We start from the raw sequence: 25,087 nt of genomic DNA on the forward strand, positions 1-25,087 counted from the left end.
GGAGCGGATATGCGCGCATTGCTGTCGACCGCGATCGGCGGACCGGAAACTCTGACGGTGGGCGATCTGCCTGATCCGGTCGCCGGACCGGGCGAGGTGATCGTCGCGGTGAAGGCCTGCGCGGTCAACTTCCCCGACGTGCTGGTGATCGAGGACAAATATCAGTTCAAGCCGCCGCGCCCGTTCGCGCCGGGCGGCGAGATTTCCGGTGTCGTGGAAAGCGTCGGCGAGGGCGTCACCGCTTTCAAGCCGGGCGACCGGGTGATGGGCAACACCGGCATGGGCGGCATGTCCGAAAAGGCGGTGGTTCGCGAGGCGGCGCTTTATCCGCTGCCGGCGGCTCGCAGCTTCGAGGAAGGCGCGTCGATGCTGCTCACTTATGGCACGACGATCCATGCCCTGGTCGATCGCGGCCATATCAAGGAGGGCGACAACCTGCTCGTGCTCGGCGCGGCGGGCGGCGTCGGCCTCGCGGCGGTCGAGCTGGGCAAGGCGCTCGGCGCGCGGGTGGTCGGCGCCGTCTCGTCGGAGGAGAAGGCGCGGGCGGTGCGCGATGCCGGCGCGGACGATGTGCTGATCTACGGCCGCGCGCCGTTCTCGAAGGAGGAATCCAAGGCGCTGGCCGACGCCTTCAAGGCGAAGGCCGGGCCGAACGGCTTCGATCTCGTCTATGACGCGGTGGGCGGCGATTATGCCGAGCCGGCGGTGCGTTCGATGGCGTGGGAGGGGCGCTATCTGGTGATCGGCTTCCCGGCCGGCATCCCGAAGCTGCCGCTCAACCTGACGCTGCTGAAGAGCTGCGACATCTGCGGCGTGTTCTGGGGCGCGTTCGCCGCGCGCGAGCCGGCGCGCAACCGCGCCAACATCCAGCGGCTGTTCGACCTGTGGGCCGCCGGCAGGATCGCGCCGAAGGTGACCGGCGTCTATCCGCTGGAGAAGGGCGGCGAGGCGATCGCCAAGCTCGCCGCGCGCGGCGCGATCGGCAAGCTGGTGGTGCGCGTCGCGGCGTGACGGCCGCGGCGTTGCGCGCGGGCTGCTCCCTCTCTATCTGCATTGACGATTATTGCTGGGAGCAGATATGACGACCTTTGACGATCGCGAACGCGCTTTCGAATCCAAGTTCGCGCGCGACGAGGAAATGGCCTTTCGCATCGTCGCGCGTCGCAACCGGCTGCTTGGCCAATGGGCGGCGGAGCTGATGAAGCTCACCCCCGCCGAGGCCGATTCCTATGCCAAGACGGTGGTTCACGCCGATCTGGAGGAAGCCGGCGACGACGACGTGGTGCGCAAGCTGCTCGGCGACCTCACCGCCGCGGGCGTCGATATCGACGAGGGGGCGGTGCGGCGCGCGCTGGAGGAACAAACGATCGAGGCGCGTCGCCAGCTCATGGAAGCGCAGTGACATGGCGATGGCGGCGGACGACATCGCGGCGCTGATCCGCGCCGGCATCCCCGATGCCGAGGTGGAGATCACCGACCTCGCCGGCGACGGCGACCATTATGCCGCGCGCGTCGTCAGCGCCACCTTCACGGGGATGCCGCGCGTGCGGCAGCATCAGGCGGTCTATGCCGCGCTCGGCGGCCGCATGGGCGGCGTGCTCCACGCCTTGCAGCTCACCACCGCCGTCCCGAAATAACGGCCAGCGATTTTTGAGGAACCGGCGATGAGCGAAGACGTCCAGGCCCGCATCGATGCGGTGGTGAAGAACAATCCGGTGGTGCTGTTCATGAAGGGCAGCCCGCTGTTCCCGCAATGCGGCTTTTCCAGCCGCGCGGTGGCGATCCTCCAGCATCTCGGCGTCGAGTTCGAGAGCGTCGACGTGTTGCAGGATCAGGGCATCCGGCAGGGCATCAAGGCCTATTCCGACTGGCCGACCATCCCGCAGCTCTATGTCGGCGGCGAGTTCGTCGGCGGCTCCGACATCATGATGGAGATGTACGAGTCGGGCGAGCTGGCCGAATTGTTCGAGGGCACCGCCAGGGCCGGTTGACCGGGTGAGGGCGGGACGCCGCGAGATCGGAAGCGACGCACCCGCCCTGCTGAAGCGTGATTACGCTCGGTGCGCGATACACCATGCAGCGCGCGTGCCAGAGCGGCAGGCGGGCGGAAATCCGGCCGGTCCCGTGGTTAACGCGGATTCATCCGGGTTGCCGGCTGTAAATTTTCTCGACAGATCAGCCCCGCGCCTTCCCCGTGCGTCCGCGCCAGAAGGCTCTTGACCACAGATGTAATCAATGCAATTACATCCGTAGTCGATAGGAGAGCCGAATCGTGGCCGAGCGGATCAGCGATGCCGAACATGCCGTGATGGAGGTGCTGTGGGACGATTCCCCGCTCACCGCGCAGGAGGTGGCCGAACGTGTCGGCCCCGATCGCGGATGGAGCGTCAACACCGTCAAGACCCTGCTCGGCCGGCTGCTCGCCAAGAGCGCCGTCCATCATGAGGAGGACGGGCGGCGCTATCTCTATCGCCCGGCCGTGCAGCGCAGCGAATATGTCACCGGGGAATCGCGCCGGCTGATCGACCGGCTGTTCGGCGGCAAGCTCACCCCGCTGGTCGCCCATCTCGCCGAGCGCGACGAGCTTTCCGCGCAGGACATCGCCGAGATCGAGGCGCTGCTGAAGGCGCTCAAGCAATGATCGGCTGGGCGGTGGAGGCGCTGATCGCCTCGGCCGTGCTGATCGCGCTGGTGCTGGCGATCCGCATCCCCGTCCGCCGCGCGTTCGGCGCGCCGGTCGCTTATGCCTTGTGGCTGCTGCCGGTGCTGCGGCTGGCGCTTCCGCCGCTGCCGGCGACGCTGCGCGACAGGATGGTCCCGCCGATCGCCGCCCCGCTGGCGGATGTCGGGCAGCAGGTGTCGGTGATGATCCTGCCCGCCGCGACCGCCGATGCGCCCGCCGCCGCCGTCCCGGACCTCGCGGCGCTGCTCGGCGGCGCGCTGCTGCTGTTGTGGGGGCTGGGCGCGCTGGGTTTCATCGGCTGGCAACTCGCCGCCTATGTCCGTTTCCGCCGCCGGCTGCTCGCCGCCGCGACGCCGCTCGACAGCATCGGCGGCGTGACGATCGTCGCCAGCCCGGCGGCATCGGGGCCGCTGGCGTTCGGCATCGCCCGGCGCTTCGTCGCCTTCCCGCGCGATTTCGCCGGCCGCTATGACGAGCGCGAGCGCGCGCTGGCGCTGGAGCATGAGCTTGGCCATCATGCGCGCGGCGACCTGATCGCCAATTGGGTCGCGCTGGCGGTGCTCGCGCTGCACTGGTTCAACCCGATCGCCTGGTTCGCCTTCCGCGCCTATCGCGCCGATCAGGAGATGGCGAACGACGCGCGCGTCCTCGCCGGGCGCAGCGCGGCGGAGCGCCATGCCTATGCCTGCGCGATCGTCAAGGCGGCGCACGGCGGGGCGATCGCCGCCGCCTGCCATTTGTATACGGTCGACGATCTCAAGGGGCGGTTGCGGATGCTCTCGACGCCGGCCACCCGCGCGCGTGTCCTCGCCGGCACGGTGAGCATCGCCGCGCTGGGCGCCGCCGCGCTCGGCTTCACCGCCTCAGGCACGGCCGCCGCCGCGAAGATGCGCGCGGGGGTGGAGCGCGCCACCGGGGTCGATATCGGCGCGCTCCAGCCGACCGCGCTGCTTCGCCCGCCGCCGCCGGTCGCCGCGCCGCAGGCTCCCGAAGTGCCGGCCGCGCCCGCCGCCGGGGAAGGCAAGCGCCGCATTGTGATCCATCGCGACGGCGAGACGCATGTCTATGAGGGCGCGGACGCCGATGCCTATGTCGCCGCCAATCCGCTGCCGACACCGCCGGAGCCGCCCGTCCCGCCGTCGCCCGACATGGTCGCTGCCCCGCCGCTTCCGCCCGTGCCCCCCGCGCCGCCGTCGCGCTCGGATATCGATCGCCGCGTGGCGCGGGCGATGGCCTCGGTGCCGTCGGTGGTGTCGCGCGATTGCGGCGGCACTGGCGGCATGACGCTGAACCGCAACGAGAACGGCCGCCGCCTGATCGTCATCTGCAACGATCGCATCGCCCACGCCGCCGACGAGGGAGAGCGCCGCGCGGCCGCCGCCGAAGCCGATGCGGAGGCGATCCGCCGCCGCGCGATGGCGAGCGAGATCGCGGGGCTGCGCTCTGCCCGCGCCTCGATCGCGGCGAACCGCAACATGCCGGAGGACGCGCGGCGCGAGGCGCTCGCCGAACTGGATCGCAGCATGGCCGACATGGCGCGCGATCGCGACTAGCGGGACCGGGGGAGGAGCCGGTCGGCCGGCCACCGCCACGATAACGGCGGGGCCGGCCGTTTTGTGCCGCTTTCCCTTGCCATGACGGTGCGCAGCCGCCATCTCCCGCGCATGGACGAGCCACCGACCGGCATCGCGATCGCGCTCGAACCGCTCGTCACGCGGGTTCTGGCGCCCAATCCGTCTCCCTATACCTTCACCGGCACGCAGACGCATATCGTCGGCGCGCGCGATCTCGCGGTGATCGATCCCGGCCCGGCGGACGAGGCGCATCATGCCGCGCTGCTCGCCGCCATCGCCGGGCGGCCGGTGCGGGCGATCGTCATCACCCACCACCATCGCGATCATTCCCCCGCCGCGATCCGGCTGAAGTCGGAAACCGGCGCGCCGATTGTCGGCGCCGCGCCCTTCCACCTGTCGGACGACGGCCCGCGCGCCGATGCGGCGTTCGATGCGGATTACGCCCCCGATCAGGTGCTGGCGGAGGGCGACCGGGTGAGCGGCGAAGGCTGGACGCTGGAGGCGATCGCGACGCCCGGCCATACCTCCAACCATCTCGCTTACGCCTTGCCGGAGACGAAGGCGCTGTTCTCCGGCGATCACGTCATGGGCTGGTCGACCAGCGTGGTGTCGCCGCCGGACGGCGACATGAGCGCCTATATGGCCAGCCTCGAGAAGCTGCTCGCCCGCGACGACCGCATCTATTACCCCGGCCACGGCGAGGCGGTGGAGAAGCCGCAGCGGCTGGTGCGCGGCCTGCTCGGCCACCGCAAGCAGCGCGAGGGGCAGATTTTGCGGCTGATCGGCAAGGGCGTCGGCACGATCCCCGCAATGGTCGAGAGGATGTATGTCGGGATCGACCGCCGGCTGTTCGGCGCGGCGGAACATTCCGTGCTGGCGCATCTCGTCGATCTCGAGCGGCGCGGGGTGGTGGAGGCGGAAGCGGGGACATGGCGGAACCGCGCGTAAGGCCGTTCATCGTCGATTTCCTCGCCGCGCTGGCGATCCTGCTGCTGCTCGCGGGCGGCGGCTGGTGGCTGGCGCAGCGCTACGTCAATTCCCGGCTCGCGCCCGATCCGACGACGATCGCCAACGCCAGCCTTTCGGGCCTGCGCGAGCAGAACCGGCTTTCCGCCTTCGCCGCGCGCTTCGTCGCGGTCGTCACCTCGAAACAGTCGCAGTTCGGGCTGAGCGCGGAGCGGACGACGATCATGCCCGGCATGGTGCGCTACGAGGTCGATCTCGGCCGCCTCTCGCAGCGCGACGTGGCGTGGGACGGGGCGACGCACACGTTGTCGGTGCGGCTGCCGGCGGTGGAGGTGACGCCGCCGGCGATCGATCTCGACGCGATCCGGAGCTACGGCTCGGGCGGGGTGCTGATGACGCTCACCGCCGCGCGCGAGACGCTCGACGCCGCCAATCGCAGCGCGGGGCAGGCCGAGCTGCTCAAGCAGGCGCGCGCCGCGCCGATGATGAACATGGCGAAGGACGCCACCCGCCGCGCGGTCGAGCGCAGCTTCGCCATGCCGCTGAAGGCCGCCGGCATCGACGCCACCGTCAACGTGCGCTTCGCCGACGATCCGGTGCGGAACGCCGAGCATTGGGACGTGAGCCGCAGCCTGGAGGAAGTGCTCGGCAACCAGCGTTGAGCGGCGGCGGAAAGCGCAGTATAGCAACGCCCGCATAATAACTGGTCGCGCGGTCAATCGGCTTCTTCGGGGGGCACCGATAATGGCGAGCGTTTCGGCACGATTCGATATCGCCGGGGACCGGCGGTTCTTCTTCTTCCTCGCCGTCGCGATGACGGTGACGATCGTTGCGGGATTCGCGTTCCAGTTCGCGATGGGGCGGTCGACCTTCGCCGCGCCGCTGCTCGTCCACGCCCATGCCGTCACCTTCATGGGCTGGACCTTCTTCTATCTCTTGCAGAATACACTGGTGTTCACCGGGAATGTCGCGCTGCACCGGCGGATCGGCTGGATCGGCGTCGGCTGGGTATCGGCGATGGTGCTGCTGGGCATCGCGATCACCGCCAGGATAGTGCGCGATGGGCACGCGCCGCCGTTCTTCACGCCGCTCTATTTCCTGACGATGAACACGCTTTCGGTCATCGCCTTCGCGGGCCTGTTCGCTGCCGCCATAGCGATGCGGCGGCGCAGCGACTGGCACCGCCGGCTGATGGCGTGCGCGATGGCCGGCCTGACCGGGCCGGCGTTCGGACGGCTGCTGCCGGGGCCGTTGCTGATCCCCTGGGCGGCATGGGCGATCTTCGCCGGAATGATGCTGTTCCCGCTCGCCGGGGTGATCCACGACCAGCGCAGCGCCGGGCGCATCCATCCGGCATGGGCCTGGGGGATCGGCGTGCTCGTCGCCGATCAGTTGCTGATGGGGCTTGTCTCCGCCACCGGGATGGCGCTGTCGCTATATGGCGCGCTGGTGGCGGGCGGGGCCGGGGCGAAGCTCGCGCCGCTGGTTTATCCGCCATTCCCTTGATTGCGCGGCGCGCGCGGTCCATCTGGCAGGCATGGAGCAGCCCACCAACTTGCGCGGCCTTGACCTGCGCGCCGAGATCGATCGCCTCCGCAAGGAGCGCAACGCCGTCATCCTCGCGCATTATTACCAGAAGCCGGAGATCCAGGACCTCGCCGATTTCGTCGGCGACAGCCTCGACCTCAGCCGCAAGGCACAGGCGACCGACGCGGAAGTCATCGCCTTTTGCGGCGTGCGCTTCATGGCGGAGACGGCGAAGATCCTCTCCCCGCAGAAGATCGTGGTGCTGCCCGACATGGACGCCGGGTGCAGCCTCGAGGATAGCTGCCCGCCGGAACAGTTCGCCGCTTTCCGCGCGCAGCACCCGGACGCGATCGCGCTGACCTATATCAACTGCTCGGCGGCGGTGAAGGCGCTGTCCGACGTGATCGTCACCTCCTCCTCGGCCGAGAAGATACTGGCGCAGATTCCGAAGGAGCGGAAGATCATCTTCGGCCCCGATCGCAACCTCGGCGGCTATCTCGCACGCAAGAGCGGGCGCGAGCTGATCCTGTGGCCGGGCGTGTGCATCGTCCACGAGGCGTTCAGCGAGACCGAATTGCTCAAGCTGAAGGCCGAGCATCCCGACGCGCCGATCGCCGCCCACCCGGAATGCCCGCCGGTGATCCTCGACCATGCCGATTATGTCGGATCGACCAGCGGCATCCTCGATTATGCCAAGTCCTTTCCCGGCGACACGCTGATCGTCGCGACCGAGCCGCACATCATCCACCAGATGGAAAAGGCGCTGCCGGAGAAGACCTTCATCGGCGCGCCCGGCGCGGACGGCAATTGCAACTGCAACATCTGCCCGTACATGGCGCTCAACACGATGGAGAAGCTCTACGTCGCGCTGCGCGATCTGGAGCCGCGCATCGAGATGGACGAGGAATTGCGGCTCGGCGCGAAGAAGAGCCTCGACGCGATGCTGGCGATGGCGAGCGGCACGATCGGGCTGGGCGACCTGGGGCCGGCGAAGGCGGGCTGAACCGCCCCCTTCCGGCGTCGCGTCGTCTCGCGTTTTCGCCTGAAATCCCGGTTTCCGCCGGGATGGCGGGGTTAGGCCACCAGCTCCAGCAGCCCCTCGAACAATCGCCGGCCTTCGTCGCCGCCGTGCGCCGGCTCGATCCGGCGCTCGGGGTGCGGCATCATGCCGAGCACGTTGCCGGCGTCGTTGAGCACGCCGGCGATCGCGCGCGCGCTGCCGTTGACGTCCTCGGCATAGCGGAACGCGACGCGGCCCTCGCCCTCCAGCCGGTCGAGCGTGTCGCCGTCGGCGAAATAATTGCCGTCGTGGTGCGCCACGGGGATCATGATGCGCTCGCCGGCGGCATAGCGGCTGGTGAAGGCCGACTGGGCGTTCTCCACCGTCAGCGCCACGTCGCGGCAGACGAAGTTCAGCCCGGCGTTGCGCATCAGCGCGCCGGGCAACAGCCCCGCCTCGGTCAGCACCTGGAAGCCGTTGCACACGCCGAGCACCGGCATCCCCTTCGCCGCCGCGTCGGACACCGCGCGCATGATCGGCGAGCGCGCCGCCATCGCGCCGGAGCGCAGATAGTCGCCATAGGAAAAGCCGCCCGGCAGCGCGACGAGGCCGGTGCCGTCGGGCAATTCGCTATCACGATGCCACACCATCGCCGGCTTGCGCCCGGTCACCGCCTCCAGCGCCACCGCGATGTCGCGGTCGCAGTTCGATCCCGGAAAGACGATGACCGCAGACTTCACTTCGCCGGCTCCGGATGCTCGATGCGGTAATTCTCGATCACGGTGTTGGCGAGGAGCTGGCGGCACATCGCGTCGATCGCCGAATCGTCGATCGAATCGGCGACGTCCAGCTCGATCAGCCGGCCGACCCGCGCGCCGTTGATCCCGGAGAAACCGAGGCCGGCGAGCGCGTGCTCGATCGCCTTGCCCTGCGGATCGAGCACGCCGGGCTTGAGCGTCACATGGATGCGGAGCTTCATAGCCGCGCCTATGCCGGAGCGCGCGCCGCCCCGCAACCTTAACGAGATTTTTACGCTGTTCTGCGATCGTTGCCCGGCGGGAGCGAGGATCGAAGTATGATCTCAGGCATCGCAACGGCGCTGTTCATTGCTATTTTCGCATTCGGCGGCGACTATTTCCATTGGGACGACCCGCACGGCCGGGTGAGCATGGCGCTGCTCGCGGCATTCGTGTGTGGCCTCGTCGTCGGCTACCGCTTCCGCGACTGATCGTCACGGGCGGTTTGTCGACCGGGGGATTCGCCGTGCCGCCATGTGATTGACCGCGCGGCGCGGGATCGCGAGACTCCGGCGGCGGAACCGGATCACCATGGACCGCACCGGGAGTCGACATGCGCCACGCCGAAATCCTCGCCACCGTCCTGCTGGCCGGCACCGCTTTGCCCGCCGCCGCGCAGCTTTCGGTCGGCGGCTCGGTCGATGTCGTTTCCGACGAGCGGCGGCGCGGGATAAGCTGGAGCGAGGGGAAGGTCGCGCCATCGGCGTCGCTGTCGCTCCAGCTTCCCGCCGGGTTCGATGTCGGCGCGCGTCTCACCGGGCTGCGCGGGAGCGCGCGTTCGGGCGGGGCGGATGCGGTGGTCGACGCCTCGCTGGGCTATGGCGGCGATCTCGGGCTGGGCTTTCGCGGCGAGGGATATGTCATCGCCCATGCCTTCACCGGCGCGCGCGGGCATATGGATTATGTCGAGGGCGGTGTGGGGCTGAGCTATCAGCTCGGCCCGGCGCAGATCGGCGCGGACGCGCGCTACGCCCCGTCGCAAGGCGCGATCGGCGGCGACAATTTCTACGTCTCCGCGCGCGCGCAGTTCGGCCTGCCGGCGACGCCCTATACTTTCAGCGCCAGCATCGGCCATTCCTCCGGTTCGGTCGACGACCCGCTCCGCGCGGCGCGGCTGCGGCCGGGCGGCAGCTATAGCGACTGGCTGGTCGGCGTGCGGCGCGTCACCGGGCCGCTGACGCTGGGGCTGGATTATTCGGGCACCGACATCGATCGGACGGTGGTCTCGCCTTATGCGGATGCGCGCAACAGCGGGGACAGGCTGACGGCGCGGATCGGCATCTCCTTCTGAAATCGGGAACCGCCGCCCGTGCGGACGGTTGAATCGCCTCCCGATGCAAGGAGGCATCCGATGCGTATTCTTCCGTTGCTGATCGCCGGGGCGATGCTCGGCGGCGCCATACCGGCCACGGCGCAGGAAGCGCCGGCGCAGGACCCGAACGCCCCGCGCGCGCCGCTCCCCCATGATCGCGGCTATGACAAGGACAGCCCGCGCACCGAGGCGATCGACGCCGCCGGGCGGCCCGGCGTGGAGGCGGCCAATCGCGCGGCGCTCGATCAATCGAACATGCAGGCCGCCGTGCAGGCGGACGTGCAGCAGGCCGATACCGCGCAATATCAGGCCGACGTGGCGGCCTATCGCCGCGCGATGCGCGCGCACCATCGGCGCATCGCGCGCCAGGACGCGCGTTATGCGCGGCAGGAGCGCGCCTATGCCGATGCGATGGCGGACTGGCGGCTGCAGGTCGCGGCGTGCAAGCGCGGCAACAGCGCCGCATGCAATGCGCCGACGCCCGATCCGGCGAATTATCGCTAGGGTGGAAACGCGAACGGCGCGGCAAGGGCCGCGCCGTCGGTCCTGATCAGGTCAAGGCCGGCCGACAGCGGTTGTGCCGCAGGCCCGCCGCGCTCAGCCGCTGTAATACATATCATACTCCACCGGGCTGGGCGTCATCTCCCAGCGGGCGACCTCCTCCCACTTCAGCTCGATGTACGATTCGATCTGCTCCTTGGAGAAGACGTCGCCCTTGAGCAGGAAGTCGTGATCCGCCGCCAGCGATTCCAGCGCCTCGCGCAGCGACGCGCACACCGTCGGCACCTGCGCCAGCTCGGCCGGCGGCAGGTCGTAGAGGTTCTTGTCCATCGCGTCGCCGGGATGGATCTTGTTCTGGATGCCGTCGAGGCCGGCCATCATCAACGCGGCATAGGCGAGATAGGGATTGGCCAGCGCGTCCGGGAAGCGCACCTCGACGCGCTTCGCCTTGGCGCCCGCGCCATAAGGGATGCGGCACGAGGCCGAGCGGTTGCGGCTGGAATAGGCCAGCAGCACCGGCGCCTCATAGCCCGGCACCAGCCGCTTGTAGCTGTTGGTCGACGGGTTGGTGAAGGCGTTGATCGCCTTCGCGTGCTTGATGACGCCGCCGATGAAATAGAGGCACATGTCGCTGAGGCCGGCGTAGCCGTTGCCGGCGAACAGCGGCGTCTTGCCTTCCCAGATCGAGAAATGGGTGTGCATGCCCGAGCCGTTATCCTCCTTGATCGGCTTGGGCATGAACGTCGCCGACTTGCCATAGGCATGCGCGACCTGGTGCACGACGTATTTGTAGATCTGCATCCGGTCCGCCGTGGTGGTCAGCGTGCCGAAGGTGAGGCCAAGCTCGTGCTGCGCGGCGGCGACCTCATGGTGATGCTTGTCGCACGGCAGGCCCATCTCGAGCATGGTGGAGACCATCTCGCCCCGGATGTCGACCGCGCTGTCGACCGGCGCGACGGGGAAATAGCCGCCCTTGGCGCGCGGACGGTGGCCAAGATTGCCGCCCTCATATTCGCGGCCCGAATTGCCGGGCAGCTCGATATCGTCGATCTTGTAATAGCTCGACGAATAGGTGTTCTCGAACCGCACGTCGTCGAACATGAAGAACTCGGCCTCGGGGCCGACGTAGACGGTGTCGCCGATCCCGGTGGTCTTGAGATACGCCTCCGCGCGCTTCGCGGTGGAGCGCGGATCGCGGGCGTACAGCTCGCCGGTCGCCGGCTCCACGATGTCGCAGATCATGATGAGCATCGGCGTGGCCGAGAACGGATCGACATAGACCGCGTCGAGATCCGGCTTCAGCGTCATGTCGGATTCGTTGATCGCCTTCCACCCGGCGATCGAGGAGCCGTCGAACATCAGGCCGTCGGTCAGCTCGTCCTCGCCCAGCACGCCGGCGCACATGGTGAGGTGCTGCCACTTGCCCTTGGGATCGGTGAAGCGGAGATCGACCCACTCGATCGCCTCGTCCTTGATGCGCTTCAGAACGTCGCTGGCCGTCGTCGCCATGATGAAAATGCCCTTCGTGTTCGAGATGCCGCGCGCCCGATGGAGCGGCGGGGTTCACAGATGATGTGGTGGATCAGATCGCGTCGTCGTCGCGTTCCCCGGTGCGGATGCGCAAGGCGGTCTCGACCGGGATGACGAAGATCTTGCCGTCGCCGATCCGGCCGGTCTGCGCCGCCTGCGCCACCGCCTCGACGACGCGCTCGACCAGGCCATCCTCGACCACCACCTCCAGCTTCACCTTCGGCAGGAAGTCGACGACATATTCGGCGCCGCGATAAAGCTCGGTATGGCCCTTCTGCCGCCCAAAGCCCTTGGCCTCCGTGACGGTGATGCCCGATACGCCCACTTCGTGCAGCGCTTCCTTCACTTCATCGAGCTTGAACGGCTTGATGATCGCCTCGATCTTCTTCACGCTTGGTTGCCCGTCCCCGATTGAAAACCACACCGTCTGCTGAACGGCATTGCATCGACCGTGCCAGTCGAGCGCGCGAAGGGCAAGGCGGCGACTCGCCGCCCCGCATGCGATATTCGCTGCCCGTTTTTTGGGCAGGCGGGCGATATGTGCCGGTTTCGAGGGCAGCGGCGCGGTGGGGAGGGGTAAAGGCCGCGCCGCCGCCCCCGGTCACCGGGCCGGCGTGGCCGCGGCCGCGCCGCCGGTGGTCAGGTTCTTCTGCGCCCAGTGCGCCTCGTCGATCACGTAATAACGGACGAGTTGCGCCTGATCGGGGGTGAGCACCCTGGCGAAGCTGACCATGCCCTGATCCTTGAGCGCGCCGTCGATCAGGATCGACTTCCACGCATCCGCGCTGCCCAGCGCGCCGGAGCGTTGCAGGTCGGGCAGCACCCCGCCGCCGCCGGCCGCCGAGGCGCCGTGGCACACCTGGCAATAGCGGCCGAACAATGCGCGGCCCTGCGCGATCTGTTCCGGCGTGCCGCTCGCGGCGGGCAGCGGCACCGGCGCGCTGTCCGGCGCGGTGGTGGCGGGCAGCTTCTCCTGCCCGCCAAGCTTGAACACGACGAGGCGCGGGTGGTTCGGCACCTCGGCGCCCTTGCCCATGGCATAGCCCAGCGACAGCGGTAGCGCCCCGCCGCGCCCGGCGAGCACCGCGACATATTGCGTGCCGCCCACCATATAGGTCGCCGCGCCCGCCATCACCCCGGTGCCGACCGGATAGCTGAACAACTGCTTGCCCGAATCGGCGGCATAGGCGCGGAACTCGCCCAGCGACGTGCCCTGGAAGACGAGGTTGCCGGCGGTGGTCATCGTGCCGCCGTTCCACGGCGTCGGATATTTCACTGTCCAGCGCGGCTTGTTCGCCACCGGGTCCCACGCCACCAGAAGCCCGGTCGCGCCCGCCGTCGCCGCCTTCACCGCCGCCGCGTCGCGTGGATACATCAGCGCGCCGAGGTTCTCGCCTACGTTGAACCCGATCGGCTTGGCCTGATCGAGCGGATCGCTGCTCGCCATATAGCCCGCCGCGACGATCTGCGCCGGGATATAGGCGAGGCCCGTCGTGGGGTTGAAGCTCATCGGCTGCCAGTTGTGCGCCGCGATCGCCGAGGGCAAGGCGAGGAACGGTTTGCCCGTCTTGTAATAGCGCGCCGCCGGGTTCTCGATCGGCCGCCCGGTCTTCATGTCGTATCCGGTCGCCCAGTTGACGCCGGGGATATACTGGCCGGCGTTGATGAGCTTCCCGTCGGTCCGGTCGATGACGTAGAAGAAGCCGTTCTTCGGCGCCTGCATCAGCACCTTGCGGTCCCTGCCGTCGATCTTGAGCGTGGCGAGGTTGATCGGCTGCGTCGCGGTGAAGTCCCAGCTTTCCGCCGGCGTCTCCTGATAATGCCAGAGATATTCGCCCGTCTCCGGCTTCAACGCGACGATCGAGGAGAGGAACAGATTGTCGCCCTGTCCCTCAGAGCGCAGCCCGTGGTTCCACGGGCTGCCGTTGCCGACGCCGAGATAGAGCTGGTCCAGCTCCGCGTCATAGACGATCGAATCCCATACGGTGCCGCCGCCGCCCGATTGCTTCCACTGGCCGTTGGCGGACCAGGTCGGCGCGGCCTTCGCCATCGCCGCGTCGGATGCCTCGTTGTCCTTCGCGCCCGTCGGGTTGGGGACGGTGTAGAAGCGCCACTTCTTCGCCCCCGTCGCCGCGTCATAAGCGGTGACATAGCCGCGCACGCCGAACTCCGCGCCGCCGTTGCCGATCAGCACCATGTCCTTCACCACGCGCGGCGCGCCGGTGATCGTATAGGGCTTGCTCTTGTCCGTGGTCTGGACCGACCAGTCCTCCTTGCCCGTCGCCGCGTCGAGCGCGATCAGCCGCCCATCGAGCGTGCCGAGATAGAGCCGTCCCTTCCACGCCGCGACGCCGCGATTCACCACGTCGCAGCACGCCTGCACGCCCTTCTGCGGATCGACCTTGGGATCGTAGGTCCAGAGCTGCTTGCCGGTCGCCGCGTCGAAGGCGAACACCTTGGACCACGGGCCGGTGACGAACAATTTGCCGTCAATCACGATCGGTGTGGCTTCCTGCCCGCGCGCGTCGGGCATGTCGGCATACCAGGCGACGCCGAGCTGCCCGACATTGCCGGCGTTGACCTGGGTGAGCGGGGAGAAGCGCTGCTCGGAATAATTGAACCCGGTCATCGCCCAGTCGCTGCCGTCGCCGCCGGTGGTCAGCAGCGCGCCGTCGACCTTGCCCACCCCGGACGCGCCGCCCGCCGCCTGCTGGTGGCCACCGCCGCACGATGCGAGCAGCACGGCCGTCAGCGCCAGCGCGAATCCCTTCCGCATATCCCTCTCCCCGCTTCGTTGCTGAAGTCGTCGGCGGTGATGGTGGCGCAGGATTGAAAGGAAGGGAAGGGGGAAGTGCACCCTTGCTTGAGCGACTTTGGAAAAATCGGTATGGCTCCGGGCGTTTCCCGTCGCTGGAGGGGCGGCCGAATCCTTCGATGCACGATGTCACGATATCCGCTTCCATTCCTCCCGCTCGCGCGCGGCGGCGCAGGCGTTGGCGCTGGGGCACGCTCGTCGCGCTCGCGCTGCTCGGCGTGCCGGCATTGTGGTTCGCGCTGGCCTATGGCGGCCTGCCGCGCCTGTGGAGCCGGCATGAGCACAAGCTGATCGGCCGGCGCGACGCGATCACCTCCTATACCGCCCAGGATATCCCCGGCGATCCGATCAACCTCGAACTGTTCGGGGAGCGCGGCGCGATCGACTGCGCCTTCCGCCGCGCGGGATGGTCGCCGGCCGATCCGGTCGATCTGCGCTCGGCGCTGGGCATCGCGGCGAGCGTGCTGTTCGCGCGCCCCTATCCGCAGGCGCCGGTCAGCCCGCTCTATTTCGCCGACCGGCAGCAGGATTTCGCCTTCCAGCGCGATGCGGGAAAGAGCGCCGACAAGCGCCATCACATCCGCTTCTGGCGAATCGGGCCGCGGCGCTGGGTGGCGGCGGCGACCTTCGATCGTGGCGTGGGCGTCAGCCTGTTCACGCTCCAGGTGACGCATCATATCGGCCGCGAGGTGGATGCGGAGCGCGACGCCGCCGGCGCGCTGCTGCGGGCGAGCGGCGCGCGGCTGATCGACGCGCTTTCCTCGCGCCTCGCGCCGGGCTGGCACCGCAACGGCGGCGGCGACAGATATTTCACCGACGGGATGATCCACGTCTATCGGCTGGGCAGGGCCGGCTGCTGACGCCGCCTCAATCGTAAGGCGGACGATCCAGACCCGCCGGGGAAAGCGTGAAGACCTCGCAGCCGTCCTCGGTGATGCCGATCGAATGCTCGAACTGCGCGGAGAGCGAGCGGTCCCGCGTCACCGCCGTCCAGCCGTCGTCGAGCAGTTTCACGTCCGGGCGGCCGATGTTGATCATCGGCTCGATCGTGAAGATCATGCCGGGGCGCAGTTCCGGCCCGGTGCCGGGGCGGCCGACATGGACCACTTCCGGCGCGTCGTGGAACAGGCGGCCGAGGCCGTGCCCGCAGAAATCGCGCACCACGCCATAGCGATGCGCCTCCGCGTGGCGCTGGATCGCGTGCGCCACGTCGCCGAGGTGGTTGCCCGGCTTCGCCTGCTCGATGCCGAGCATCAGGCATTCATAGGTCACGTCGACCAGTCGCCGCGCCTTCAGCGGCACCTCGCCGATCAGGTACATGCGGCTCGAATCGCCGTGCCAGCCGTCGAGGATCGGCGTGACGTCGACATTGACGATATCGCCGGACTTCAGCGCCTTGTCGCCGGGGATGCCGTGACACACGACATGGTTGATCGAGATGCACGAGCTATGCGTATAGCCGCGATAGCCGAGCGTCGCGGGCACGCCGCCGCGCGAGACGATGAAATCGTGGATCAGCCGGTCGATCTCCGCCGTGGAGACGCCGGGCGCCATGTGCGGCACGATCATGTCGAGTGTTTCGGCGGCGAGGCGGCCGGCCTTGTGCATCCCCTCGAACGCATCGCGTCCGTGGAGCTTGATCGCGCCGTCGCGCCCGAGCGGCGCGTCGCTGGTGACGGTGACATATTCGGTCATCGCGCCGATATAGCGTGGCGAAGCGCGATTGGCGAGGTTATGGCGGAACTTCATGGTTGAGGAACGCATCTGGACCGCCGCGCTCGTCGTCATCGGCGACGAGATTCTCTCCGGCCGCACGCAGGACAGGAACGTCGCGCAGATCGCGCTGTGGCTCAACGTGCAGGGCATCCGGCTGACCGAGGTGCGTGTCGTCGCCGATCGCGAGGAGGCGATCGTCGAGGCGGTCAACACGTTGCGCGCGCGCAACGACTATCTCTTCACCACCGGCGGCATCGGCCCGACGCATGACGACATCACGGTGGACGCGATCGCCGCCGCGCTCGGCGTCGGCGTGGTGCATCATCCCAAGGCGGTGGCGGTGCTGGAGCGTTATTACGCGACGCGCGGCGGCGCGACCGAGGCGCGGCTGCGCATGGCGCGGGTGCCGGAGGGCGCCGACCTGATCGAGAACCGCATGTCCGGCGCGCCGGGCATCCGCATCGGCAACATCTTCGTGATGGCCGGCGTGCCGCACATCACCGCCGGGATGCTCGACGCGCTGACCGGGACGCTGGAGGGCGGCCGCCCCGTGGTGAGCGGCACGCTCGGCTGCTGGGTGGGGGAAAGCGAGGTGGCGGACCTGCTCGGCACGATGGAGCGCAGCCACGCCGGGGTGGCGATCGGCAGCTATCCCTTCTTCCGCGAAGGCCGCACCGGCGCCAATTTCGTCATCCGCTCGCCCGATGCGGCGCAGGTCGATCGTTGCATCGCCGACCTCGCCGAGGCGCTGGCCGCCGCCGGCCATGCGCCGGTGCCGGGGGGAATCTAGGACGGATCGCCATCTCCTGAATGTCGATCCATCCTAGCCCTCCACCACCGTCAGCGCCTCCAGCCGGAAGCGCGTTCGTAGCGAGTCGCGGCTGACTTCCACGACGGCGATGTCGGCGACGAGATGCCCCGCGACCGGCAGTTCCGCTTCCGCCAGCCCTTCCAGCCAGCGATCGAGCGCCGCGCTGGTCGCCGCCTCGCCCGAAATCTCGTGGCGCATGCCGGAGAAGGTCGCGCTGTGCCATTCGGTCGCGTGGTGGCGGGAGATCGCGATCCCCGTCCCCGCCGCGCACAGGGCGCGTTCCAGCAAACGCACGACGCCTGGGCCGCGCATCACTTCGTCCTCGCGATGAAGGCATCGACGCGCGCGGCAAGGCGCGGCCCCGGCACCCGCCCGCGCTTCAGATCCCCCACCAGCCGCGGGTCCTTCACGGCGCGGCGGCCGAAGGTGCTCGGCGGCATCCCGGTGCGGCGCAGATAAAGGTCGATCTTGGTCAACAGCGTCATCTCGACTCGGCTCCCGTTTGATTCGTTCCCTTTTTGTTCTCGCAAGAAATCCAACTTGTCCAGGAAATTTCCTGCGGCTATGCTGCGGCCATGTCCCAGGACCCCCGCGAGGCGCTGATGCGGCTGGCGAGCGCGCGCGGCGTTAGCCTCGCGGCGCTCTCCGCGATGCTCGGGCGTAATGTCGCCTATCTCCAGCAGTTCGTCGGGCGCGGCTCGCCGAAGCGGCTGGCGGAGGAGGATCGCCGTGCGCTGGCGGCGTTCTTCGACGTCGAGGAGCGCGTGCTCGGCGGCGCGGCGGCGGGCGCGGCGCTGGTCGAGGTGCCGTGGCTCGCGCTGTCGGCGGCGGCGGGGGCCGGAGCCGACGCGGCGGACGAGCGCCGCTTGCGGGTCGAGCGTTTCGCCCCGGAAACGCTGGCGGCGGCGGGGATCGCGCCGCGCACCGCCTCGATCATCATGGCGCGCGGGGATTCGATGGCGCCGACGATCCTCGACGGCGACCGGCTGGTGGTCGATCGCGGCGACCGGCGGATCGTGCGGACGCCCGCGATCTTCGTCGCCCGCCGCGACGGCGACCTGCTGGTCAAGCGGGTGACGGCGCGGGGCGACACGATCACGCTGGCGAGCGACAATCCGGCCTATCCGCCGCTTACCCTGCCGGAACCGGAGGTGGAGGTGATCGGCCGCGTGAAGCTGCTGCTGCGCGCGCCGGCCTGATCCGCGCGCTCAGCCCCGCTCGCGCCACCACATCGCGACCGAAACCGCGACCGTGAGGGTGAGGCCGATCAGCACCCCGATCGTTGGCTGGCCGGCGGCGAAGCCGAGGATCGCGCCCGCCAGCACGCCGCTGGCGATCAGGAAGCCGCCGGCGGCGGAGGGACGGGAAGGCTTATCGGACATTGCCGCGCGCCCTTGCCATGTCCTGCGGCGGGACGCCAGCACCCCATCGCAACACTTTGGAAAGGCATTTCCCGAACGGACTTTTAGGCAGCCCGCGCGCAACAGGGCGGGGCATGGACGATTTTCCCTATGTCGCCGATCGCACCGCGCTCAACGACGCGCAGGTGCTGATCCTCACCTTCGGCCGCGCCGCCGCCGACGAGGCTGTCGCGCGCGCCGATCGCAGCCGCGATCTCGGCAATCACATCCATTTCTGCCGCTGGCGCCAGATCGAGCGGCTGGTCGAATGGCTCTCGGCCGGACGCGCGGACGGCACGATTCACTGACACCATTGTCGCCCGGCGCGATCACGCGCTATCAGGCTGAAATGGTTCGGCGAGGCGCCGCATTACTGGTCGCGATCGTCGCCGTGCCGCCCGCCGCGGCACAGCAGCAACCCGCCGCGCCGGCCGCACAGCCGCCGTCGCCTGCCGCCGATGCCGGCGACATGCTCGATCCCAACGCACCGCTCGCGCCGCTGCCCGATATCGGTGTGGCCTGGCCCGATCTGAGCAAGGCCCCGGCCGATACGGAGAGCGCGCAGACCAGCGCCGCCGCCGAGACGCGCTACGGCTATCGTATCGAGGGGATCGACGCGGTGCCCTCGCCGCTGCTGCGCCAGCGCTTCGCCGAGCTTTCCGTGCTCGACCAGCATGACGGCGAGCCGGCCAACGCCGCGCAGCTCGATCGCCGCGCGCGCGAGGACGCGGACCTGCTCGTCACCCTGCTGCGCGCGGAGGGCTATTATGACGCGCGCGTCCAGACCAGCGTCGACGCGAGCGGCGGCAAGCCGGTGGTGGTGCTCTCCGCCGAGCCGGGCCAGCTCTATCGCTTCGCCGGCGTCACGATCGACGGCATGGCGGCGGCCGGCGACAAGGCGGCCGCGCTGACCGACGCCTTCGGGGTGAAGCAGGACGATCCGGTCAACGCCGATGCGATCGTCGCCGGGCAGGCGCGGCTGACCGAGCAGGCCGGCAAGCAGGGCTTCCCCTTCGCGAAGATCGGCGAGCCGGAGATCACCGTCGACCGCACCGCGCGCACCGCGACGCTGGACCTGACGGTCGATCCCGGCCGCGCGCGCAGGTTCGGCCGCATCCGCGTCAATCCGAACAACCATGTGTTCGGCGCGAAGCATGTGCAGGAGATCGCGCGCTTCCAGCCCGGCGAGCCTTATTACGCCCCCGGCCTCGACGACCTGAAGCGCGCGCTGATCCAGACCAGCCTCGTCTCCAGCGCGGAGGTGAAGCCGGTGCCGGGCGACACGCCCGACACGGTGGACGTGGACGTGACGCTCCAGCCCGCCCCGCCGCGCACCATCGCGGGCGAGCTCGGCTATGGCACCGGCGAGGGCGCGCGCGCCGAGGTGAGCTGGACGCACCGCAACTTCTTCCCGCCGGAGGGTGCGCTTATCCTGCGCGGCGTGCTGGGGACGCAGGAGCAGCTTGCCCAGATCACCTATCGCCGCAACAATTTCGAGGGTCGCGACCGCGTGCTGACCGCGCAGGTCGCCGCCTCGCACACCGAGCGGCTGGCCTATACCGCCGACACCTTCTCGCTCTCCGGCTCGCTCGAGCGGCAGACCAATATCTTCTTCCAGAAGGCGTGGGTGTGGTCGCTGGGCGCGGAACTGGTCAGCACCGACGAGCGCGACGTGATCGCCTCGACCGGCCAGCCGCGCCGGCGGACCTATTATATCGCCGCGCTGCCCTTGAGCCTCACCTATGACGGCTCGGACGACCTGCTCAACCCGACGAAAGGCTTCCGGCTCGGCGGGCGGCTCAGCCCGGAGCTGTCGTTGCTCGGCACGGCGTTCGGCTATGCGCGGACGCAGCTCGACGCCAGCGCCTATACGCCGTTTGGCGACAAGGTGGTGCTGGCCGGGCGGGTGCGGCTCGGCACGATCGTCGGCGCGCCGCGTGACGCGATCGCGCCGTCGCGGCGATTCTATGCCGGCGGCGGGGCGTCGGTGCGCGGCTATGGCTATCAGGCGATCGGGCCGCGCGATCCGAACAACGATCCGATCGGCGGGCGCAGCCTGACCGAATTCTCGATCGAGACGCGCGTGAAGGTGTGGGGCAATTTCGGCATCGTGCCGTTCTTCGACGGCGGCAATATCTACACCTCGCCGCTGCCGAGGTTCTCCGGGCTGCGCTACGGTGCGGGGCTGGGCGTGCGTTATTATTCCAATTTCGGGCCGATCCGCGTCGATGTCGGCACGCCGATCAACCCGCAGCAGGGGGATTCGCGCGTCGCCGTCTATGTCTCGCTGGGGCAGGCGTTTTGAGGCGGGCGGCGAAGTGGATCGCCGGATTGCTCGCGGCCGCGCTGGCGATCCTCGGCGCGGCGGTGCTGGTGGTCGACACCGACATGGGGCACCGCTGGGTGGCGGACCGGATCGCGGCGGTGCGCACGCCGAGCGGGCTGCGCTTCACGGTCGGTCGCATCGACGGGTCGATCTACGATCGCGCGGTGTTGCGCGACGTGCGCGTCTATGATCTCGACGGGCTGGTGTTCTCCGCGCCGGTCGCGCGGCTGCACTGGTCGCCGCTGCGCTGGTTCGCCAACCGGCTCGACATCACCGCGCTGGATATCCCTACCGCCACCTTCGCCAAATGGCCGCGCACCAAATCCAGCGCGAAGCAGGGGCCGCTGCTCCCCGATTTCGATATCCGCATCGGGCGGCTGCGGGTCGATCGCCTGTATGTCGATCGCCGCGTTACCGGCATCGCGCGCTATGGCCGCATCCGGGGCCGCGCCGATATCCACGCCGGGCGCGCGCTGGTCGATCTCGCGGCGGTGGTCGAGGGCAGCGATGCGCTGCGGCTGAGGATCGACGCGGAGCCGGATCGCGACAGGTTCGACATCGCCGTCCGCGCGCGCGGGGTGAAGGACGGCGTGCTGGCGCGGCTCACCGGCATCCGCAAGCCGCTGCGACTGGAGGTCGGCGGCGCGGGGAGTTGGACGCGCTGGGACGGCCATGCGCTCGCCAATGCCGGCGCGGCGCGGGTGATCGACCTGACGCTCGGCAACCGCAAGGGCGCCTACACGCTCACCGGCAATCTCGTCCCCTCGGCGGTGTCGGGCGGCAAGCTTGCCCGGCTCACCGCGCCGCGTGTTACGGTGAACGGCGGCGCGACGCTCGCCAACCGGCGGCTGGCGGGCAATCTCGCGCTGCGCTCGGCGGCGCTGGCGGTGGACGCCACGGGCACGCTCGATCTCGGCGCGAGCGCGTTCCGCAACGTTCGCCTCCGCGCGCGATTGCTCCAGCCCGCGGCGCTGTTCCCGAACATGACCGGGCGCGACGTGGAGCTGCGCGCGGTGCTCGACGGCGCCTTCGCGACGGCCGGCTTCGATTACCGGCTGACCGCCGCCCGCTTCGCCTTCGACGACACCGGCTTCGATCAGGCATGGGCGGCGGGGAAGGGGCGTTTCTCGAAAGCGCCGGTCAGTCTGCCGGTCCGTTTCACCGCTGCGCGCGTGACCGGGGTGGGCGACGTGGCGGGGGGCATGTTGCGCAACCTGTCGGTCGAGGGCGTGCTGCGCATCACCAGCAAGCTCGTCACCGGCGACGATCTGCGCGTGAAGTCGGACAAGCTCACCGGGCGGATCAACCTGCTGCTCGATCTTGCGACCGGCGACTATCAGGTCGGCGTCAACGGCGCGCTCGGGCGGTATCTGATCCCCGGCCTCGGCGTGGTGGACGTCACCTCCACCCTGCGCGTCGTGCCGGGGCCGGGCGGGCACGGCACCCGCGTCGTCGGGCAGGGCGAGGCGCGGATGGTGCGGCTCGACAACGCCTTCTTCCGCAGCCTTGCCGGCGGCCTGCCACGCATCCGCACCGCGCTGGAGCGAACGCCGGACGGCGTGCTGCATTTCACCAACCTGATCCTCACCGCGCCCTCGCTGCGCCTTACCGGCACGGGTTTGCGCCGTCGCGACGGCACCTTCCATTTCGAGGGGCGGGGCACGCAGGCGAGTTACGGCCCGCTGACGCTCAAGCTCGAAGGGCAGATCGACCATCCGACGATCGACCTGCTGCTCGCGTCGCCCAATGCGGCGATGGGGCTGTCGCAGGTGCGTGCGCATCTCGATCCGACCGCGAAGGGCTTCGCCTTCACCGCCGCCGGCGGCTCGCGGCTGGGGCCGTTCGAGGCGGCGGGCGATATCCTCCTGCCGCCCGGCGGCACCGCGCAGATCGCCTTCGCGCGGATCGACGTCAGCGGCACGCGCGCGACCGGCACGCTCGATATCGTCGAGGGCGGCTTCACCGGCCGGCTGGCGCTCGACGGCGGCGGTCTGTCGGGCGAATTGCTGTTCCGCCCGGCGGGCGACGTGCAGCGCATCGAGGGGCATATCGACGCGCGCCGCGCGCGGCTGGGTGGCAAGGTGACGGTGGCGCGCGCGCATCTCGATCTCGTCGCCCTGCTCGATCCGGCCGGCACGGCGATCGAGGCGAGCGTCAACGGCGGCGGCCTCAGGCGCGGCAAGCTGACGATCGGGCGCTTCGCCGCCGCCGCCCATCTGCGCGGCGGCAGCGGCGAGATCCGCGCGCAGATCGCCGCCGCGCGGGGCCGGGCCTTCGACGTCAGGAGCGTGATCGCCGTCACGCCGGACAGCTATCGCATCACCGCCGAGGGCAATGTCGATCGCCGCCCGCTCAAGCTGGAGGAGCCGGCGGTGGTGACGCGCGAGGGCGACGCATGGCGACTCGCGCCGACGCGGCTGACCTTCGCGGGCGGCGAGGCGAAGCTCTCCGGCCTGTTCGGCGGCGACGCCACCAGCATCGAGGCGGCGGTGACGCGGATGCCGCTGTCGATCCTCGACATCGGCTATCCGGGGCTGGCGCTGGGCGGCAGCGCCTCGGGCAATGTCAGCTATGCGGTGCGCGGCAACGGCCCGCCGACCGGCCGCGTCGACATGACGGTGCGCGGCCTCACCCGCTCGGGCCTGTTCGCCTCCTCCACGCCGATCGACATCGGCATCGCCGGCGCGCTTTCCGCCGATCGCGCGGGCGTGCGCGCGGTGATGGCGTCCGGCGGGCAGACGATCGGGCGCGCGCAGGCGCTGCTCTCCCCGCTCGGGCAGGGCGATATCGCCGAGCGGCTGATGGGCGCGGGGCTGTTCGCGCAACTTCGCTACAATGGCCCCGCCGACACCTTGTGGCGGTTGAGCGGGCTGGAGATGCTGGCGATATCCGGCCCGATGGCGCTCGGTGCGGACGTGACCGGGCGCGTCTCCGACCCCTCGATCCGCGGGATGCTGCGCACCAGCGGCGCGCGGATCGAAAGCGCGACGACCGGCACATTGCTGACCAATGTGCAGGCGGCGGGCACGTTCCAGGGTTCGCGCCTGCAGATCCAGCAATTCGCCGCCGACGCCGGCAAGGGCGGACGCGTCACCGGCAGCGGGCAGTTCGACTTCTCGGCCGAGGCCGGGATCGGGCTGGACCTGTCGCTCGACGCCGCCCATGCCGTGCTCATCAACCGCGACGATATCGGCGCGACCGTCACCGGGCCGCTGCGCCTGCACTCAAGCGGCAACGGCGGGCTGATCTCGGGCGACGTGACGCTCGATCGCAGCCGCTACCGGCTGGGGCAGGCGAGCGCGGCCACCGCCGTGCCGCAGCTCAGGATACGCGAGATCAACCTGCCCGGCGGCGGCGAGGAGGAGGAAGCGCGCGCGACGCCGTGGCGGCTCGACGTCCACGCCCGCGCGCCGAACCAGCTTGCGGTCAGCGGCCTCGGCCTGTCGAGCGAATGGTCGGCGGATCTGAAGATCGGCGGCGCGCCGGACAATCCCGCGATCACCGGCCGCGCCGATCTGGTGCGCGGCAATTACGAGTTCGCCGGGCGCGAGTTCCAGCTTTCGCGCGGCGTGATCCGCTTCGCTGGCGAGGTGCCGGCCAATCCCGCGCTCGATATCGAGGCCAATGCGGATTCGACCAACCTCAGCGCCACGATCCGCGTGACGGGCGTGGCGCAGAAGCCGGAGATTTCGTTCACCAGCACCCCCGCGCTGCCGCAGGATGAATTGCTGTCGCGGCTGTTGTTCGGCACCTCGATCACCAATCTTTCCGCGCCGGAGGCATTGCAGCTCGCGGCGGCGGTGGCGGCGCTGAAGGACGGCAATGGCGGCCTCAATCCGATCAACGCGGTGCGTCGCGCGGCGGGGCTGGACCGGCTGCGCATCCTCCCCGCCGACGTGCAGACCGGGCAGCAGACCTCGATCGCGGCGGGCAAATATGTGACGCGCAAGCTCTATGCGGAGATCATCACCGACGGTCAGGGCTATTCAGCGACGCGGGTGGAATATCAGGTGACGCGCTGGCTCTCGCTCCTGTCGAGCATCTCCACGCTCGGCCGGCAGAGCGTCAACGTGCGCGTGTCGAAGGATTATTGAACCTGCCGGAACCGGCTCCGGCAGGTTCAACGGAA

28 protein-coding genes are annotated in these 25,087 nt (G+C 69.5%); 19 read left to right on the plus strand and 9 right to left on the minus strand.

All coding sequences use genetic code 11. The annotated features are described in order from the left end of the window. Positions 1–9: 9 nt before the first annotated feature. The 10 genes from F9288_RS07500 to nadA all read left to right on the plus strand — a co-directional run bounded on the left by F9288_RS07500 (position 10) and on the right by nadA (position 7,753). Positions 10–1,011 (plus strand): NADPH:quinone oxidoreductase family protein, encoded by a 1,002-nt coding sequence (locus F9288_RS07500; protein ID WP_174836050.1) that lies wholly within the window; start codon positions 10–12, stop codon positions 1,009–1,011. Between the two features lie 67 nt (positions 1,012–1,078). Beyond that, positions 1,079–1,402 (plus strand): DUF1476 domain-containing protein, encoded by a 324-nt coding sequence (locus F9288_RS07505; protein WP_174836051.1) that lies wholly within the window; start codon positions 1,079–1,081, stop codon positions 1,400–1,402. A gap of 1 nt (position 1,403) precedes the next feature. Beyond that, positions 1,404–1,637 (plus strand): BolA/IbaG family iron-sulfur metabolism protein, encoded by a 234-nt coding sequence (locus F9288_RS07510; protein WP_174836052.1) that lies wholly within the window; start codon positions 1,404–1,406, stop codon positions 1,635–1,637. A 27-nt stretch (positions 1,638–1,664) separates the two neighbouring features. Beyond that, positions 1,665–1,991 carry a Grx4 family monothiol glutaredoxin gene (grxD, locus tag F9288_RS07515; protein ID WP_174836053.1) on the plus strand — a complete coding sequence of 109 codons (327 nt, stop codon included), beginning with the start codon at positions 1,665–1,667 and terminating at the stop codon, positions 1,989–1,991. A 281-nt stretch (positions 1,992–2,272) separates the two neighbouring features. Then, complete coding sequence (locus F9288_RS07520) at positions 2,273–2,641, plus strand: BlaI/MecI/CopY family transcriptional regulator (RefSeq protein WP_174836054.1); 369 nt, start codon at positions 2,273–2,275, stop codon at positions 2,639–2,641. Next, the gene (locus F9288_RS07525; RefSeq protein ID WP_174836055.1) at positions 2,638–4,236 is read left to right on the plus strand and encodes a M56 family metallopeptidase; all 1,599 of its coding nucleotides are present in this window, start codon (positions 2,638–2,640) and stop codon (positions 4,234–4,236) included. The genes F9288_RS07520 and F9288_RS07525 overlap by 4 nt, the downstream gene beginning before the upstream one ends. Positions 4,237–4,347: 111 nt before the next feature. Next, positions 4,348–5,205, plus strand: a complete 858-nt coding sequence (locus tag F9288_RS07530; RefSeq protein WP_174838945.1) for an MBL fold metallo-hydrolase — start codon at positions 4,348–4,350, stop codon at positions 5,203–5,205. Next, positions 5,187–5,885 (plus strand): DUF4230 domain-containing protein, encoded by a 699-nt coding sequence (locus F9288_RS07535; RefSeq protein WP_174836056.1) that lies wholly within the window; start codon positions 5,187–5,189, stop codon positions 5,883–5,885. The genes F9288_RS07530 and F9288_RS07535 overlap by 19 nt, the downstream gene beginning before the upstream one ends. Positions 5,886–5,967: 82 nt before the next feature. Beyond that, positions 5,968–6,729 carry a hypothetical protein gene (locus F9288_RS07540; protein WP_254621119.1) on the plus strand — a complete coding sequence of 254 codons (762 nt, stop codon included), beginning with the start codon at positions 5,968–5,970 and terminating at the stop codon, positions 6,727–6,729. 31 nt (positions 6,730–6,760) lie between these two features. Then, positions 6,761–7,753, plus strand: coding sequence for a quinolinate synthase NadA (gene nadA, locus F9288_RS07545; RefSeq protein WP_174836057.1), 993 nt, complete (start codon positions 6,761–6,763; stop codon positions 7,751–7,753). 71 nt (positions 7,754–7,824) lie between these two features. Here nadA and purQ read toward each other — a convergent pair whose 3' ends face one another. Next, the gene (purQ, locus tag F9288_RS07550) at positions 7,825–8,490 is read right to left on the minus strand and encodes a phosphoribosylformylglycinamidine synthase subunit PurQ (protein WP_174836058.1); all 666 of its coding nucleotides are present in this window, start codon (positions 8,488–8,490) and stop codon (positions 7,825–7,827) included. Continuing rightward, complete coding sequence (purS, locus tag F9288_RS07555) at positions 8,487–8,729, minus strand: phosphoribosylformylglycinamidine synthase subunit PurS (protein WP_174836059.1); 243 nt, start codon at positions 8,727–8,729, stop codon at positions 8,487–8,489. Before purS ends, purQ begins: the two co-directional genes overlap by 4 nt. 96 nt (positions 8,730–8,825) lie before the next feature. Between purS and F9288_RS07560 the strand changes: the two genes are divergently transcribed. The 3 genes from F9288_RS07560 to F9288_RS07570 all read left to right on the plus strand — a co-directional run bounded on the left by F9288_RS07560 (position 8,826) and on the right by F9288_RS07570 (position 10,363). Beyond that, complete coding sequence (locus F9288_RS07560; RefSeq protein WP_174834731.1) at positions 8,826–8,978, plus strand: hypothetical protein; 153 nt, start codon at positions 8,826–8,828, stop codon at positions 8,976–8,978. A gap of 122 nt (positions 8,979–9,100) precedes the next feature. Beyond that, the gene (locus F9288_RS07565; RefSeq protein ID WP_174836060.1) at positions 9,101–9,838 is read left to right on the plus strand and encodes a TorF family putative porin; all 738 of its coding nucleotides are present in this window, start codon (positions 9,101–9,103) and stop codon (positions 9,836–9,838) included. Positions 9,839–9,898: 60 nt separating this feature from the next. Beyond that, on the plus strand, positions 9,899–10,363 hold the full coding sequence (locus tag F9288_RS07570; RefSeq protein WP_174836061.1) for a hypothetical protein: 465 nt from the start codon (positions 9,899–9,901) through the stop codon (positions 10,361–10,363). Between the two features lie 93 nt (positions 10,364–10,456). On the opposite strand, the gene glnA is transcribed toward F9288_RS07570, so the two are convergent. The 3 genes from glnA to F9288_RS07585 all read right to left on the minus strand — a co-directional run bounded on the left by glnA (position 10,457) and on the right by F9288_RS07585 (position 14,666). After that, positions 10,457–11,869 carry a type I glutamate--ammonia ligase gene (glnA, locus tag F9288_RS07575; protein WP_174836062.1) on the minus strand — a complete coding sequence of 471 codons (1,413 nt, stop codon included), beginning with the start codon at positions 11,867–11,869 and terminating at the stop codon, positions 10,457–10,459. A gap of 73 nt (positions 11,870–11,942) precedes the next feature. Next, positions 11,943–12,281: a P-II family nitrogen regulator gene (locus tag F9288_RS07580; RefSeq protein WP_174836063.1), complete on the minus strand. Its 339-nt coding sequence runs from the start codon at positions 12,279–12,281 to the stop codon at positions 11,943–11,945. Positions 12,282–12,491: 210 nt separating this feature from the next. Beyond that, on the minus strand, positions 12,492–14,666 hold the full coding sequence (locus tag F9288_RS07585; RefSeq protein ID WP_174836064.1) for a PQQ-dependent dehydrogenase, methanol/ethanol family: 2,175 nt from the start codon (positions 14,664–14,666) through the stop codon (positions 12,492–12,494). A 158-nt stretch (positions 14,667–14,824) separates the two neighbouring features. Here F9288_RS07585 and F9288_RS07590 point away from each other — a divergent pair, with 158 nt between their 5' ends. Then, on the plus strand, positions 14,825–15,565 hold the full coding sequence (locus F9288_RS07590; RefSeq protein WP_174836065.1) for an LssY C-terminal domain-containing protein: 741 nt from the start codon (positions 14,825–14,827) through the stop codon (positions 15,563–15,565). A 7-nt stretch (positions 15,566–15,572) separates the two neighbouring features. Here the strand turns inward: F9288_RS07590 and map are convergent, their stop codons facing one another. Further along, positions 15,573–16,400, minus strand: a complete 828-nt coding sequence (map, locus tag F9288_RS07595) for a type I methionyl aminopeptidase (RefSeq protein ID WP_174838948.1) — start codon at positions 16,398–16,400, stop codon at positions 15,573–15,575. 52 nt (positions 16,401–16,452) lie between these two features. Here map and F9288_RS07600 point away from each other — a divergent pair, with 52 nt between their 5' ends. Beyond that, positions 16,453–17,211 carry a molybdopterin-binding protein gene (locus F9288_RS07600; RefSeq protein ID WP_174836066.1) on the plus strand — a complete coding sequence of 253 codons (759 nt, stop codon included), beginning with the start codon at positions 16,453–16,455 and terminating at the stop codon, positions 17,209–17,211. Positions 17,212–17,244: 33 nt separating this feature from the next. Here F9288_RS07600 and F9288_RS07605 read toward each other — a convergent pair whose 3' ends face one another. Both F9288_RS07605 and F9288_RS07610 read right to left on the minus strand, forming a co-directional pair. After that, entirely contained in the window at positions 17,245–17,544 is a 300-nt protein-coding gene (locus F9288_RS07605) for a hypothetical protein (RefSeq protein WP_174836067.1), read from the minus strand. After that, positions 17,544–17,717, minus strand: a complete 174-nt coding sequence (locus F9288_RS07610) for a hypothetical protein (protein ID WP_174836068.1) — start codon at positions 17,715–17,717, stop codon at positions 17,544–17,546. The genes F9288_RS07605 and F9288_RS07610 overlap by 1 nt, the downstream gene beginning before the upstream one ends. 90 nt (positions 17,718–17,807) lie before the next feature. Between F9288_RS07610 and F9288_RS07615 the strand changes: the two genes are divergently transcribed. Next, positions 17,808–18,431, plus strand: a complete 624-nt coding sequence (locus F9288_RS07615; RefSeq protein WP_174836069.1) for a S24 family peptidase — start codon at positions 17,808–17,810, stop codon at positions 18,429–18,431. A gap of 9 nt (positions 18,432–18,440) precedes the next feature. Here F9288_RS07615 and F9288_RS07620 read toward each other — a convergent pair whose 3' ends face one another. Then, positions 18,441–18,614, minus strand: a complete 174-nt coding sequence (locus F9288_RS07620) for a hypothetical protein (protein ID WP_174836070.1) — start codon at positions 18,612–18,614, stop codon at positions 18,441–18,443. A 113-nt stretch (positions 18,615–18,727) separates the two neighbouring features. Between F9288_RS07620 and F9288_RS07625 the strand changes: the two genes are divergently transcribed. Genes F9288_RS07625 through F9288_RS07635 form a run of 3 tightly spaced genes read left to right on the plus strand, consistent with a single transcriptional unit; the run spans position 18,728 to position 25,052 of the window. After that, positions 18,728–18,940 (plus strand): hypothetical protein, encoded by a 213-nt coding sequence (locus tag F9288_RS07625; protein ID WP_174836071.1) that lies wholly within the window; start codon positions 18,728–18,730, stop codon positions 18,938–18,940. A 41-nt stretch (positions 18,941–18,981) separates the two neighbouring features. Next, entirely contained in the window at positions 18,982–20,937 is a 1,956-nt protein-coding gene (locus F9288_RS07630) for an autotransporter assembly complex family protein (protein ID WP_174836072.1), read from the plus strand. Then, positions 20,934–25,052, plus strand: coding sequence for a translocation/assembly module TamB (locus tag F9288_RS07635; protein ID WP_254621120.1), 4,119 nt, complete (start codon positions 20,934–20,936; stop codon positions 25,050–25,052). The genes F9288_RS07630 and F9288_RS07635 overlap by 4 nt, the downstream gene beginning before the upstream one ends. The last annotated feature ends 35 nt before the right edge of the window (positions 25,053–25,087 follow it).

The organism is Sphingomonas sp. CL5.1 (assembly GCF_013344685.1).
GTDB lineage: Bacteria > Pseudomonadota > Alphaproteobacteria > Sphingomonadales > Sphingomonadaceae > Sphingomonas.